At 60.6% G+C, this 14,444-nt stretch carries 13 protein-coding genes; 4 read left to right on the forward strand and 9 right to left on the reverse strand.

The genetic code is table 11. From position 1 onward, the window contains the following. The first annotated feature begins 21 nt into the window (after positions 1-21). The gene (locus CE491_RS29725; RefSeq protein WP_234407706.1) at positions 22-1,563 is read left to right on the forward strand and encodes a methyl-accepting chemotaxis protein; all 1,542 of its coding nucleotides are present in this window, start codon (positions 22-24) and stop codon (positions 1,561-1,563) included. Between the two features lie 326 nt (positions 1,564-1,889). Then, complete coding sequence (locus CE491_RS29730) at positions 1,890-3,356, forward strand: T6SS phospholipase effector Tle1-like catalytic domain-containing protein (protein ID WP_110951876.1); 1,467 nt, start codon at positions 1,890-1,892, stop codon at positions 3,354-3,356. Between the two features lie 58 nt (positions 3,357-3,414). Here CE491_RS29730 and CE491_RS29735 read toward each other — a convergent pair whose 3' ends face one another. After that, positions 3,415-3,651 (reverse strand): DUF2789 domain-containing protein, encoded by a 237-nt coding sequence (locus CE491_RS29735; RefSeq protein WP_110951877.1) that lies wholly within the window; start codon positions 3,649-3,651, stop codon positions 3,415-3,417. 327 nt (positions 3,652-3,978) lie between these two features. On the opposite strand from CE491_RS29735, the gene CE491_RS29740 reads away from it, so the two are divergent. Then, on the forward strand, positions 3,979-4,446 hold the full coding sequence (locus CE491_RS29740) for a hypothetical protein (RefSeq protein ID WP_110951878.1): 468 nt from the start codon (positions 3,979-3,981) through the stop codon (positions 4,444-4,446). Positions 4,447-4,472: 26 nt separating this feature from the next. Here the strand turns inward: CE491_RS29740 and CE491_RS29745 are convergent, their stop codons facing one another. From CE491_RS29745 to CE491_RS29780, 8 genes are all read right to left on the reverse strand, one after another. Continuing rightward, complete coding sequence (locus CE491_RS29745) at positions 4,473-6,605, reverse strand: TonB-dependent receptor (RefSeq protein ID WP_110951879.1); 2,133 nt, start codon at positions 6,603-6,605, stop codon at positions 4,473-4,475. Positions 6,606-6,853: 248 nt separating this feature from the next. Then, complete coding sequence (locus CE491_RS29750; protein ID WP_110951880.1) at positions 6,854-7,246, reverse strand: DUF2946 domain-containing protein; 393 nt, start codon at positions 7,244-7,246, stop codon at positions 6,854-6,856. A 478-nt stretch (positions 7,247-7,724) separates the two neighbouring features. Then, the gene (locus tag CE491_RS29755; RefSeq protein ID WP_110951881.1) at positions 7,725-8,093 is read right to left on the reverse strand and encodes a Na+/H+ antiporter subunit G; all 369 of its coding nucleotides are present in this window, start codon (positions 8,091-8,093) and stop codon (positions 7,725-7,727) included. Beyond that, positions 8,090-8,368 (reverse strand): K+/H+ antiporter subunit F, encoded by a 279-nt coding sequence (locus CE491_RS29760; protein WP_110951882.1) that lies wholly within the window; start codon positions 8,366-8,368, stop codon positions 8,090-8,092. The genes CE491_RS29755 and CE491_RS29760 overlap by 4 nt, the downstream gene beginning before the upstream one ends. Further along, positions 8,365-8,853, reverse strand: coding sequence for a Na+/H+ antiporter subunit E (locus CE491_RS29765; RefSeq protein WP_110951883.1), 489 nt, complete (start codon positions 8,851-8,853; stop codon positions 8,365-8,367). The genes CE491_RS29760 and CE491_RS29765 overlap by 4 nt, the downstream gene beginning before the upstream one ends. After that, entirely contained in the window at positions 8,850-10,529 is a 1,680-nt protein-coding gene (locus CE491_RS29770; protein ID WP_110951884.1) for a monovalent cation/H+ antiporter subunit D, read from the reverse strand. The genes CE491_RS29765 and CE491_RS29770 overlap by 4 nt, the downstream gene beginning before the upstream one ends. Next, positions 10,526-10,870, reverse strand: coding sequence for a Na+/H+ antiporter subunit C (locus tag CE491_RS29775; RefSeq protein ID WP_081568723.1), 345 nt, complete (start codon positions 10,868-10,870; stop codon positions 10,526-10,528). Before CE491_RS29775 ends, CE491_RS29770 begins: the two co-directional genes overlap by 4 nt. After that, positions 10,870-13,824, reverse strand: coding sequence for a monovalent cation/H+ antiporter subunit A (locus tag CE491_RS29780; protein ID WP_110951885.1), 2,955 nt, complete (start codon positions 13,822-13,824; stop codon positions 10,870-10,872). The genes CE491_RS29775 and CE491_RS29780 overlap by 1 nt, the downstream gene beginning before the upstream one ends. Positions 13,825-14,176: 352 nt before the next feature. Here CE491_RS29780 and tusA point away from each other — a divergent pair, with 352 nt between their 5' ends. After that, positions 14,177-14,431 carry a sulfurtransferase TusA gene (gene tusA, locus CE491_RS29785; protein ID WP_110951886.1) on the forward strand — a complete coding sequence of 85 codons (255 nt, stop codon included), beginning with the start codon at positions 14,177-14,179 and terminating at the stop codon, positions 14,429-14,431. Positions 14,432-14,444 lie beyond the last annotated feature (13 nt).

Here is a 14,444-nt window from a genome sequence, read left to right on the forward strand (position 1 = left end):
CCCTCGCGCTGGTTGACACCCATGCTGCAGAGTCTGGCGTTGTGCCTGCTGTTCGTGGCCATGGCATGGGGGGAGGTGTCGGTGTATGCCTGCCTGGCGCTTGCTCTGCTTACCCTGTGGCTGCCCCGCGTTCTGCCGCCCCGCGCATCACCCGCGCCAGCTGAAATGCAGGACGACGCTCTCGAGCGCCTCACTGCCGACCTGTCGCGCAGCACCAGTCACAACGCACTGTCTGCGGCGGCCGTGGCGTTTTCAGTCCGACAACTGGCGAGCAAGCTGCAATCTCAGGTCGAGGCCGCCGAGCAGATCGTCAGCAGCGCCGACGTGATGATCACCACCGAACGCGCGACTTCATCCCTCAGCCAGCAAGCCTTGAGCGCGGCCAGCGAGGTACGCCAGAGCAGCGATGCCGGGCTGACCGTGCTCAAGGAGTCCATTGCCTTGATGCACCAGCTCAGCGAACGCGCTGACAGCAGTCGTCAGCTGATCGAAGCCCTCAGCCAGCGCAGTGAAGATATTCAGCGGGTGACTGCGGTCATTCAGTCGATCGCCAGCCAGACCAACCTGCTGGCCCTCAATGCGGCGATCGAAGCTGCGCGAGCGGGTGAGCATGGCCGTGGTTTCGCGGTAGTTGCCGACGAAGTGCGCGGACTGGCCGGGCGAACCGCGACCGCCACCGGCGAAGTAGGGCAGATGGTCGCCGATATTCAGCAGCGCACCGCTCAGGTGGTCGAACAGATCCGTCAGCTCTCCGGGGATCTGGACGGCGGCGTCGAGCAGGTGGAAACCACCGGCCGGAAATTGGCGAACATCGCGCAGCTGGCGGCCGGGGTGGAAGGGCAGGTCAACGAGATCGCGTCCGGCGCCGAGACCAATCAGGCGCAACTGAGCAGCCTGTTCGTGGCGGTCGAGCAGATGCGCAGCGATCTGGCGATCAGTGATGACCAGACCCGTCAATTGGCCAAGTCCGCCGTGCAAATGGAGGGGCAGGCCGAAACCATCAGCGAGCGATTGGCCGAAGTCGGCCTGGACGACTATCACCAGCGCATCTACGATCTGGCGCGCGAGGGGGCGAACCAGATTGCACGCAAGTTCGAGGAGGACATCGACCAGCACCGGGTCAGTCTCGACGATCTGTTCGACCGTAGCTATCAGCCAGTGGCCAACACCTCGCCGACCAAATACCACACCCGCTTCGACCGCTACACCGATCAGGTCCTGCCAGCCATTCAAGAGCCGCTGCTAAGCCGTCATGAAGGGCTGGTGTTCGCCATTGCCTGCACGCAGCAGGGCTATGTTCCGACCCACAATCAGGCGTTCAGCAAACCGCTCACCGGCGATGCGGCTGTCGATACCATGCAGAACCGCACCAAGCGCAAGTTCGACGACCGTACCGGGATTCGCTGCGGCAGCCATCAACAGCCGGTGTTGCTGCAAACCTACACCCGCGACACCGGCGAACTGATGCACGATCTGTCGGTGCCGATCGTGGTCAAGGGCCGACATTGGGGAGGCCTGCGCCTGGGGTACAAACCTGAAGAGAGCGCCGCCAGTCACCGCTGAGTTTTCACACACGAGCACCCGAGTAAGGCCTGGACACACCCAGGCCTTACTCGTTACAGGCCGTAGAAAAATGGCGAAGTAGTATTTAATTATTGTTTACGGTTTTTTCTCATGTTTAGGTGTTTGCATTGTATGTAAGTTCCTGCTGCTAGTGCTGTGGGAAGTTCGGCTTGCTTTTTTTTAATAGTCCGATATTTAAGTGGGAATTTTCTGAAGTTGCTTTTCATGCGTTGACGATTCCATATGTAAGAGCATTCTGTGAGTTATATGTCCGAATGTGTAAGAAGTCGTTCGGATTTTGATCGGCATTCACAGGTGGTTTACATATGACAGCACTACACTCAGCTACAGGTTCACGTGGCGCAGCCGGCAAGCTGCAGGTCATTGTGCGAATCGGTGTGTTCTTCGACGGTACCGGCAACAACCGTATCAACAGCCAGATCGGGGCCGACTGTCAGGCAATGGCGGAAATATACAATGGAGCACATATCAAGGAGTGCGGCGGACGCCATAGCGATCCGTCCAGTAGTTACAGCAATGATCTGACTAACATTGCAAGGTTGGCAGACCTTTATAAGCATCAGCCCAACGCACTAAATGAAGGCAGCGGACTTGGGGTTTATGAGGCTATATATGTCAGCGGTATAGGAACTACCTCTGGAGGAAGGGATTCACGGGTATCGGGCCAGGGTTTTGGCCGAGGAAATACCGGCGTGGTTGCCAAAGTTACCAACAGCATAAAAAAGATAAACCTGTTTCTCAGTGCATTTGAATTGCACAATCCCGGCTGCGTCATTGCCGGCCTGGAACTTGATCTGTTCGGTTTCAGTCGCGGCGCGGCGGCGGCCCGGCATCTGGCCAATGAAGTTCTCAAGGGGGCGCGTGGGCTGCTCGGCCCGGTTCTGGACCCGCGCAAACTGCCATTGTCCACGGACTTTTCCTGGAATACCGGCAGTGTGCGTCTAAAGGTCATCGGGCTGTTCGATACCGTAGCGGCGGTGGGCGGCATCTCGGACCTGGGCAATGTGCGCGACGCCATCAACGCGCGGGTCAATCTGTTCTTGCCTCCGGGGTGCGCACAACAGGTGCTGCATCTGGTGGCGGCCGACGAGTATCGACGCAATTTCGCACTGAACAGCGTGGCACCGGATTGGCCCCGTGAGATCGTGTTGCCTGGTAGCCATTCGGATATCGGTGGTGGCTACCAACCGCAGAGCATGGAAACGGTGTCGCTGACCCGACCCCGGCGCAGCCTGGTCAGCGCGAGCACGCCGTACGACAGCACTGACGCCTGGTTGCAGACCCATGCCGAAATGGGGGAGCTGGACGCACAGCGCTGGATCGATCCCCAGGACGATACCGCCTCGATCAGCATCGAGTGCTTCGAACGCTTGGGGCAACGGCGGCGAGGCATGAAAACCGTTATAGCGAGCGTGAAACTTCAGCGCCGGGTCTTCGGCCACCTGTCACGGGTATACCTGCGGGTGATGCACGGCCTGGCGTGCGACGAAGGCGTACCCTTCAGGCCAATACCGGATACCGCCGATCTGAGCCTTCCGCCTGAGTTGCGTGGGGTTGCGGTCAAGCTTCTGGCCTATGCGCGGGGGCAGGGCGAAGGATTGTCGGCCCAGGAGCTGCAAATGTTGTATCGGCGCTACATCCATTGTTCCGCGCTCTGGAATGGCACGCTGGGGCGGCGCGGAGCACTGGTGGATAGCTTGTTTCTGCACGCGCCTGCGTCCGAGGGGCGTTTGCGCTTTCCCAATATGTCCCGGGCTGGTGCCTCGTTATGAACTTTTTCATTGAAATGCAGGCGGCCTGAACATGGCCGCCTGCATGGCCGACGCGCGGTTATTTCTGCGGGTGCAGCAGCGCATTCAGCTCGTCTACCGCGGGTGCCCAATCGGCATCGTCCCGCAGCTCCTCCTTTAGAAAGCGCGCCTGCTGCGGCGTCCAGAACTCGGCATCGATCAGCTTCACGTCATCGGGGAGTTGGTGTTCGCTGACGAAGCGGTCGATGCTGGCCTGATCGGCATCCAGGCCCAGTTGTTCGAACAATTTTTCAAGCGTCGGTGGCGTGAGGTCCATAATGTCTCCCTGGCGGGCCGGAGCCCCGATTGGTGTTGTCAGTCACTCATATGAGTACGCAGGGCACGCAAGAGTTCTACGCATTTGCCTTAACGATTCAGCCCCTGTCGCCTGGCTCCTTCAGCCGATTGGACACAGACCGCAGGGTAGCCTGGTGTACAAAAACAGCTACATTACGGACGAAAGGCATATATCCCGTATAGACTCTCAGCCGGTAGAATCTACCTTCGTGCCAGCGTCCGGTACCCGGGACGCACTGTCTTTCATTGTCTTTTCCTTGCCTGGCCCCTGGCCGGGCGAGTTCATATCAGGTTGGGAGTTTGTACATTGGCAGTAAGTAATCTGGATACCCATGCGTTATTCGTGCTCGGAGATTTGCGCGCGAAGTTGGTAAAGCAGTTCCAGGCACGTTTCGTTTATGTCATCGAGCAGTCCCCTGAAGGCATCTACATGTCCGAAATCGACACCGAAACCGCACTGGTGGTCGATGACAAACCACGCCTGGAACTCAAAGTCGGCGATCATTTTCGCGCCGCCGTGCTGCCAAGCCGCGAAGGTGGCAAGTTCGAGATCCGTTTTCGCGACATCAAGATGACCATCTATGGCCTGGGCGAGTATGCGTTTGTCGATGTGCCTGAAGGTCACGGCATCGTGTTCAAGGAATCGCACAGTGTGTTTATGGTGTTCGCCGCTCACGAGCAGATTCAACTGGGGCTGAGCAAGGTCCTCAAGGCGGCGACCGCCAAGGCCGCCAAATGGCGCAAGGGCGAGCTGGTGTTCAAGGCCAGCGAATAACTCGCCAGCCCCGGCTCGTCACAGGTTCAGAAGCGCGTCTGCACCGCCAGTTCGAAGGCTCGCGGCTCACCCAGGTAATACGCCGGCGAGACATGGGCGAACCGCGCGTACTCCTCATTGGTGAGGTTGCGCACCCGCCCGGTGATGGACGTGTGCCGACTCACCTTGAATGTCAGGAAGCTGCCGTACAGCGTGTAGGACGGCACCGTCTGGGTATTGGCATTGTCGGCGTACACCGACGCCACGTAACGCGCGTCCACACCACCTTGCCAGTCTGACGTGAAGTCGTAGGTCAGCCACAGGTTGCCGACTCGGTCCGGCACATTGGTCGGTGTGTTGCCCTTGCGTGAGACCACGATTCCGGCCGCGTTCTTTTCGCTGAACTCGTCGTACTGCGCATCGACCCAGGCAATGTTGCCTTCCAGCAGCAGTCGGGGGGTGATCCGCAGCGAACTTGCCAGCTCGACTCCTCTCGACGATTGCTGGCCCACCGGAATGCTGTTGGTCGGGTCCTGCGGATCGGTGATGGCGAAGTCCTTGCGTTCGATCGTGTAGGCGGCAAGCGTCGCCGAACCGCGGCCTTGCAGGTAGTCGAATTTGCTGCCGATCTCCCATTGCTTGCCGGTGGATACGTCGAAGTTCTGCGTACCGCTGGGTTGTTCGGCGGCAGTGCTGTATTGCAGGTAGAGGTTGGCCGTCGGTAGAAACTGCCAGGTCAGCCCGGCTCGGCCAGTTACCGGCTGCCAGTCGCGACGCAGATGACGCGGGTTGCTGGCAGTCACCTCGCGGTGGTTGGTTACGTCCAGATCGATGTCGTCGTAACGCAGCCCCGTCACCAGCGACCACTGATCGTTGAACGCCAGATGGTTCTCCACGAACATTGCTTTGGTGGTCACCTCGTTGGTCTTGTCCTTGACGAAACCCTGCCGCGTGTTCGGCAAATCATAAAAGTGACCGGGGTCGAAATGGTCCGGGGCCACGCTGTTGTTGGCCGGCACATTCCAGGGGTTGTTGGTGGTGCCGTTGACCTTGTATTCGAAGCCGCCCGCCCAGGTCGTGGCCATTCCCAGCACAGTGCTTTCGTGGCGCAGCTCGAACTGATCGCCGCCCTGGGTGCCTTCGTGCCGTACCAGATAGGCCGTCGAGCGGTTGATGGCGCTGTTGTCGGCGTTGTACTGATAGGTCTCCAGATTGCGGTAATCGCGCTGGCTGTCCAGGTGATACAGGGTGTTGCGCAGAGTGGTAGTGTCGTCGATGCGGTAATCGATGATCGACCGTACCCAGCGTATGCGTTGTTCGTATAGGCCGTCATCGACGTTGTAGTTGCGAAAGCGCTCGTGCCTGTCGATTTTCAATTCGCCAGCCTTCGGGTTCAGCACCGGCGTGCCCCAGTACGGGCTGTCCTCGTGTTCGTCCTGGTATTCCAGCGCCAGGGTGTGGGATAGCTTGGGTGTAAGGTCGCTGAGCAGGGAAAACGCCACGCTCCAGGCATCGTTTTCCTGGCGATCGATGTAGCCGTTGCTGGTGGTGTGGCTGACGTCCAGCCTGGCGTAATGCTGTATATCCGAAGTGGGATCGCTCAGCCCATGGTTCACCCCGAACGCGGTTTGTGTGCTGTCGAAACTGCCGTAGCTGATGCGTCCCTCGGCGGCCATTTCATTGCGGGTCGCCAGTTTGGTGACGTAGTTCAGCGAGCCGCCCACGGAGCCTGCGCCATTGATCGATGAGGATGGGCCGCCCAGCAACTCGACCCGATCGTAGATCCAGCTGTTGACCGGGCGGGCCAGACCGGTGGCGACGTTGATGCCGTTGAACATCTGCGTGATCTGGCTGCTGGTGAAACCGCGATACGAGATGAACCCGCCAAAACCCGGCGGCGCGCTGGCGTTGACGCCGGGCAGCGCGTTGGCGGCGTCCTGAAAATTTTGCGCACCATGGCGTTCGATGTCTGAGCGGTTGGCAACAGCGATTGAGGCAGGCATCTGGCGCAGGCTCAAACCCAGACGGGTGGCGCTGGCGGTCTGTTGTTCGAGATCTAATCCTGGGGTGGGTTGTTCGTCACCGGTGACCGTGATGGGCGCGAGGTCGATAGCGGATTGGGCATGGGCAATAGGGGAGAACACGCCGATAAAACTGGCGAGCAAGGAGATACGTTTCATGGTGAGAACCTGAAATAAATTCGAGCAGAACCCAAACCTTCAGAGACTGTTGTGCCGGGATCGCTACAGGGCGCAGTCGACGCTAGCGAGGCAGCTGCGACAGCACGGCTTGCCGGCGGAGATACCCCCAGGATCGCTGCCGCTGGCAAGCCATGCTGCTACGGGATATCCACCGCGTTCGGGCCTGCAAAAGACACGCGTGTGCCACGGACAAGGCATCCGAAAGTCGGATCAGTTAAGGGCTGAAGTCAGATCAGGAAAGAGGGCGGGGCGCGGGGATTGGCCGTGGGCCAATGAAAGGCCGAAGGGATTTCACAGGAGGCAACCACCGCGGGCGGCGGGCTGTGTTGTTCGGGGAGAATGGCCAGGGTCACGCTGGAGTTCAGCGCCGGCCCCATTCCGCCGGTGGAGCACAGCGGGCAACCAAAGGCGGCGGACAGCGTCGGGAGCTTCTGCTCACCCGGTTTGAATTGATCGACCGTCAAAGCGCGGCCATCGGTAGAACAGAACTCGCCGCCGATGCCGTTGAGCTGCATTCCGACCATCTGGCCATGACCGATGCTGCAGGCGAACACGTTGAACAGGACGCAACAATAAAGCATCCATGCGATCAGGTGTCGGTCAGAGCGGGCCCGTTTCATGGCGCAAGAATGTAGCAGAAGTGAGGCGACGAGCGGGGTGCGACAAATTGGCGCGAGTCACTCTCGGGCTGCTGCGTGAGGCGTATCGGTTCAGGTTCTGTTTGTGTTGTCGGGTCTGGATTCGTCCTGACGGCCGAATTGTTTCGCCTTCGGCAAGTTGCTCGGAAAGGTATCCTGCTCTCTGTTTCAAGAAGCAGCCAAGTCGCATTCGGCGGTGTCTGAACTTGCACGGGTGGAGAGCAACAGCAAGATCAAGAGCAACCGCAGAAGCGGCAGGCTGAATCGATCCTGTGGGAGACGCCGGAGGTTACGACGGCAGCGAATGCGGTGGACCAGTTAAAGATTAAGTGACCTGACACTCCGCCTTCGTGGCTGTCGCACAGCTCTGGCAGCTCCTACAGGTTCGGAGTCAATCTAAAGTAACTCGCCGAAGGCGAAACAATTCGGACGTTAGGACGAACCAAAAACCTACCGAAAATCACTTTCCCTCATGCCGCCCCTCGGAAACCTCCGGCGGCACATCTCCATCCCCCGCCATCCGCTTGCGAAACAACCCTGTCCGCGCCAGCAGCAAAGTGGTCACCGGCACCGTGATCGCCAGCAGGATCGGAATCAGCCACGCATGCAATACAGGCCCTTCCTTGAGCACCGAGAAATAGACAATCGACGCCAACGCCACACACCAGGCGCCGATGGTCGAGGCCAGCGCAGGCGAATGCATGCGCTGGAAAAAGTCTTTCATACGCAACAGCCCCAGCGCTCCGATCAAGGCAAACAGGCTGCTCGAAACCAACAACACTGCCGTCAGCACCTCGACCCAGAACGGCAAAACATGCAGCGAATTCATTCGATCACCTCGCCGCGCAGCAGGAATTTGGCCAGGGCAAACGAACCGACGAAGCCAAACAGCGCAATCAGCAGCGCCGCTTCGAAGTACGTGTCACTGGCGTAGCGAATCCCCAGCACCAGCATCATCAGCATCGCCAGCAAATACTGATAATCCAGCGCCATCACCCGATCCTGCGCCGACGGACCTTTGAACAGCCGGATCAAGGTCAGAATCATCGCCACGGTGAACAGCGACAGGCTGAGCAGGATCGCGTTGGTGAGCAGTGGGCTCATTGGAAGATCTCCATAAGCGGACGTTCGTAAGTGCTCTTGAAGTGCTCGATGAACCGCGCCTCGTCGTCCAGATCGAACACGTGCATCAGCAGCACGCTGCGATCCAGCGCCAGTTCTGACCAGACAGTGCCCGGCACCACGGTGCAAATCATCGCCAGCGCGGCCAGTCCGTGGGCGTCATGCAGATCCAGCGGCACCTTGACGAAGGTCGAGCGCGGTGGCCTGTGACCTGCGCGCAACACGCCCCAGGCCACTGCCAGGTTTGAGATCAAAACGTCACGGCCCACCAGAAAAAACAGTTTCAAGGCCACGCCCGGCCTGCCAATCCGGGCTGGCAGGGGACGCAGCGGAGCGAACATGATCGGCGCCAGAAACCCCAGCAACGCGCCGAGAATCAGGTTGCCCGCGCTCAACGACAGGTTCAGCAACAGCCACAAGGCCCACAACGACAGCGACAACAACGGCGCAGGAAACAAACGCTTCATGGCTGCACCTCTGCGCTTGCGGTGGTCGGTGAGGGCACCGGTCTGGCCGCCATCACCGACAGCACATATTGCTGCGGATCATGCAGGGCCTGCGCCGTGTCCTGGGTGTAATGCAGCAAACCCTGAGCCTTGAACGTGAGCACGATGCAGGCGCCCAGCAGCAGAGCGATCGGCATGCATTCATTACGACGCAACGCGGGGGACGGGCGATCCTGTGCCGTCCAGAAACGCTTGATGCCCACGCGCACGAAGGCGAACAGCGAGGCCAACCCCGAGACGATCAGCAGCGTCACCAAGGCCCAACTGTCGGCGCGAATGGCTTCGTCTTTCGCCACGTCCAGACCCAACGGATTGAGCAGGGCGCTGATCAGCGTGAGTTTGCCGAGGAAGCCCGACAGCGGCGGCATGCCGATGACCAGCAGCGCGCAGGCGATGAAACTCAGGCCCAGGAACGCCATGGTCCAGGGAATCACCTGTCCGACCACGGCTTTTTGCTCGTCATCCAGATTGGTGCCCGGCAGCGGATGCAGCGATTCCATCGCCTTGGGCAGTTGATCGGCGTCGTCTTCCAATGGGATTTCGTTGGCCGAGCGCGAACGTTCGATCAATTCAGCCAGCAGAAACAACGCGCTCAAGGCCAGGGTCGAGCTGACCAGATAAAACAGTGCACCCGCAGTCAGGCTCGGTTGGCCGAAGCCAATGGCTGACAGCAGAATGCCCGCTGACACCAGGATGCTCAGGCTGGCCATACGCTCCAGCCGCTGGGCCGCAACGATGGAAATCGCCGCCACGGCCAGAGTCGCCATGCCACCCCAGATCAGCCATTGTCCGCCGAAAAACGCTGATGCACCCGCCTGACCGGAGAACAACAAGGTCCACAAGCGCAGCAAGGTGTAGGCGCCGACCTTGGTCATCAACGCGAACAGCGCGGCGACCGGCGCGCTGGCTGCGCAATAGGCCGGCACCAGCCAGAAGTTCAGCGGCCACGTCCCGGCCTTGGCCAGAAACGCGACCGCGAGAATCGCTGCGCCGGCATGCAACAGGCCCAGATCAGCCTCTGAAACCTGGGGGATCTTCACTGCCAGATCCGCCAGGTTCAGCGTCCCGGTAACGCCATAAATCAGCGCCGCGCCAATCAGAAACAGCGACGACGCCAGCAGGTTGATAGTGATGTAATGCAGCCCCGCCGAGACGCGGGCTCGCCCCGAACCGTGCAGCATCAGGCCGTAAGACGCGGCGAGCAAGACCTCGAAGAACACGAACAGGTTGAACAGATCGGCGGTCAGGAACGCGCCGTACAGCCCCATCAGCTGTATCTGAAACAGCGCATGGAAACTCGCTCCGGCCCGATCCCAGCGCGCCGTGGCGAATAACAGTGCGCAGAAGGCGACAATGCCGGTGAGCACCAGCATCAAGGCCGACAGATGGTCGACCACCAGCACGATGCCGAACGGCGACTCCCAGTTGCCCGGCAGGTACACACCGATGGAGCCTGTGGTGCCGGTCTGCTGCACCCACATCATCAGAGTGATGGCGATAGCCAGGCCCAGCGCGGTGGACAGCAGATTGATGCGCGCCTTGAGCGGGCGATGTTTTTCCCCCAGCCAGAGCATCAAGGCCGCGGTCAGCACCGGCAGCAGAATCGGCGCAATGATCAGTTGATTCATCAGACTCATTCACTGCTCTCCCGACCGTCCACATGGTCGTTGCCGGTCAGGCCACGGGAGGCGAGCAGCACCACCAGAAACAGCGCGGTCATCGCGAAGCTGATGACGATGGCCGTCAGCACCAGTGCCTGGGGCAGCGGATCAGTGTAATTGAGCAGGTCCTGGGGCACGCCATCCTTGATGATCGGCTCCTTGCCGATGAACAGGCTGCCCATGCTGAAGATGAACAGGTTGACGCCGTATGAAAGCAGGCACAGGCCCATGACCACCTGAAAGGTTCGTGGGCGCAGGATCAGCCACACGCCGGACGCGGCGAGCACGCCAATGGCAATGGCAATGACTTCTTCCATCAGATGGCTCCTTGTGAAGTGGCGGGGCTGATCGGCATGGCTGGCGGGGGCGGTTCGATCGGCTGCGGCAGCGAGGTCGGGCGATGGCTGCGCACTGATTGGTGGGCTAGGGCGGTGAGGATCAACAGTGTCGAACCGATCACCACGGCATACACGCCGATGTCGAAGAACAGCGCACTGGCAATGTGCATGTCGCCCAGCAACGGCAGGTGCACGTGTGCGGTGTGGGTGGTCATGAACGGGTAACCCAGCGCCATCGAACCCAGTCCCGTCGCCAGGGCGAAGAACAGACCCGTGCCCATCCAGCGCAGAGGGCGCAGACTCATGTGCGCCTCGACCCACTGCGTGCCAGCGACCATGTACTGCAGGATGAACGCCACCGACATCACCAGCCCCGCGACGAACCCACCGCCCGGCTGATTGTGGCCACGCATGAACAGATACATCGAGACCACGAATGCCACCGGCAACAGCAAGCGCACCAGCACGGCGGGTACCATCATGAAGCCCAGCGCGGTGTCAGTCGCATGGCGCGGGTTGACCAGATCGGTGACCACATCCTGCGCCAGCAGACGTTGCTGGGCCGGCAGAAGGATGCTTTCCCTCGGTGGACGGAAGCGACGAAGCAGCGCGAAAACGGTCAGCGCCACCACCGCCAGCACGGTGATTTCGCCAAAGGTGTCAAAGCCACGGAAATCCACCAGCATCACGTTGACCGCGTTGGTGCCGCCGCCCTGGCTCAAGGCGCGGTTCAGGTAGAACTCGGAAATCGCGTTCGGCGTGGGGCGGGTCAGCATCGCGTAAGACAGCAGCGCCATGCCGCCCCCGACCGCCACCGCCAGGATGAAGTCGCGCACCCGACGGGCCCTGGCGCGGTTGCGCGAGCGGGTCGGCGGGGCGACGTTTTCGTTACGCCGGGGGAGCCAGCGCAGTCCCAGCAGAATCAGCACGGTGGTGACCACCTCCACCGCCAACTGGGTCAAGGCCAGATCCGGCGCGGAAAACCAGACGAAGGTGACACACGTCATCAAACCGCACACGCCGACCATAGTCACCGCCGCCAACCGGTGATACTTGGCCTGCCACGCAGCCCCGAGGGCGCAGGCGATGGCGATCAACCAGAGCATGACGAACACTCCGGAGCCCGGAATTTTCGGCCGGTGGCCCCAGGTCAGGCCGCTGTCGTACATCGGCACGAAGCCTGCGACCAGCGCCACGAACACCATCAAAAACAGCTGGGCTTGCAGGCGGCGTGTAGTCAGCAGGCCTTCCAGCCTGCGGGCGACGCGCAACTTGATGACCAGTACACGCTCGAACAGGCGCTTGCCATTCAGGCGCCAGACCAGTGGCGGACCTTTGAAACGATTGCGCTTGAAGCGCGGGCGCAGAAGCAGATAAAGGACGATCCCGGCGCCCATGGCAATCAGGCTCATGATCATCGGCGCGTTCCAGCCATGCCAGATCGCCAGGCTGTATTGCGGCAGGGTTCCACCCACCACGGGCTGTGCGGCGGCAGCCAGCAACGGGCCAACCGACAAAGCCGGGAAGACGCCGACGATCAGGCACGCCAGCACCAGCAGTTCCACCGGCACGCGCATCCAGCGCGGCGGTTCGTGGGGCGTGTGCGGCAGGTCGGTGGCTTTCGGGCCGAAAAACACATCCACCGTGAAGCGCAGGGAGTAGGCGACGCTGAACGTGCCGGCGACGGTGGCGATCACCGGCAGCGCGGCTTCGACCCAGGCGGTCGAGCTGATGAACACGGTTTCGGCGAAGAACATTTCCTTGGACAGGAAGCCGTTGAGCAGCGGGACGCCGGCCATGGCCGCGCTGGCGACCATCGCCAGTGTCGCGGTGTAGGGCATGAGTCTGATAAGGCCGCTGAGCTTACGAATGTCACGGGTGCCGCTTTCGTGATCGATGATCCCCGCCGCCATGAACAGCGAGGCCTTGAACGTGGCATGGTTGAGGATGTGGAAGACCGCCGCGACGGCGGCGAGCGGGCTGTTGAGGCCCAGCAGCAAGGTGATCAGACCCAGGTGGCTGATGGTGGAATAGGCGAGCAGGCCCTTGAGGTCGGTTTGAAAGATCGCCGCATAGGCGCCGATTACCAACGTACAGGCCCCGGCGCCGCCGACGATCCAGAACCATTGTTCGCTACCGGACAACGCCGGCCACAGCCGTGCCAGCAGAAACACTCCAGCCTTGACCATGGTCGCTGAGTGCAGATACGCCGACACTGGCGTCGGCGCGGCCATGGCGTGGGGCAACCAGAAATGAAAAGGGAATTGCGCGCTTTTGCTCAGCGCGCCGATCAGGATCAAGGTCAGCAGGACCGGGTACAGCGCGTGGGCGCGGATCGCGTCGCCCGAGGCCAGCACCCGGTCCAGGTCGTAACTTCCTACCACATGCCCCAGCAGCATCACCCCCACCAGCAACGCCAGGCCGCCAGCGCCGGTGACCATCAGCGCCATGTAGGCGCCGCGCCTGGCATCGGCGCGGTGGTGCCAGTAACCGATCAACAGGAATGAAAAGACGCTGGTCAGTTCCCAGAAGAACACGATCTGAATCAAATTGCCGGACATCACCAGCCCGAGCATGGCGCCCATGAAGGCAAGAAAGAACGAGAAGAAGCGCGGCACCGGGTCGTCGGGCGACATGTAATAGCGGGCGTACAACGACACCAGCGCGCCGATTCCCAGCACCAGCATCGAGAACAGCCAGGCGAAACCGTCCAGCCGCAACACGAAGTTCAGCCCCAGGCTCGGCAGCCAGAAGAACTCCTCGCGAATGACCCCGCCGTGAGCGATTTGCGGGTACCAGAGCGCCACCTGAATCGCGCCGATAAGGGCGATCAGGCCAGCGAGAATGGATTCACTGTTGCGTGCGTTGTGCGGCAAGACCGCCGCCAGACAGCTGCCGATGAAAGGCAGAAGCAGTAGAACTATCAGGGACATAGGCTTCTAATCTGCGGATAAATGTCAAGGATCATACGTGCCGGGCGGTGCATCACCAACCGCCAAGATGTCGCAGAATCCTACAAAGTCGATAGTCAGCAGCGTAGTTGACCTGTGTGAAATGGACTCCTTGAGGCTAACTGCAATGACCTGTGGGAGTGAGCTTGCTCACGAAGAGGCCAGGACATTCGTCGCATCTCCAAAGGATTGGAAGCGGCCTTCGTGAGCAAGCTCACTCCCACAGATTTGTGCTCTGCCTAGGCAGGGAGGTGTCTGGAAATTCGCAAGACCAGTGACGATTGGCGCTGCTGTTCATTTAAGCGACAATGCGCGCCAGTTTCCGGAGTGCCCCATGTCTGATTCCATCGAAAGCCTTGCCGTTGACGCTGTCCTCGACGCGACCGGCCTCAATTGCCCCGAACCTGTGATGATGCTGCATCAGAAGGTGCGCGATCTGCCAGCCGGGGGGGTGCTCAAGGTCATCGCCACCGACCCTTCGACCCAGCGCGATATCCCCAAGTTCTGCGTGTTCCTGGACCACGAACTGGTGGACAAGCAGACTGCCGATGGCGTGTACCTGTACTGGATTCGCAAGAAGCTCGCCTGAGTCGACGCGGCGA

This window comes from Pseudomonas bohemica (genome assembly GCF_002934685.1).
GTDB classification, from domain to species: domain Bacteria; phylum Pseudomonadota; class Gammaproteobacteria; order Pseudomonadales; family Pseudomonadaceae; genus Aquipseudomonas; species Aquipseudomonas bohemica.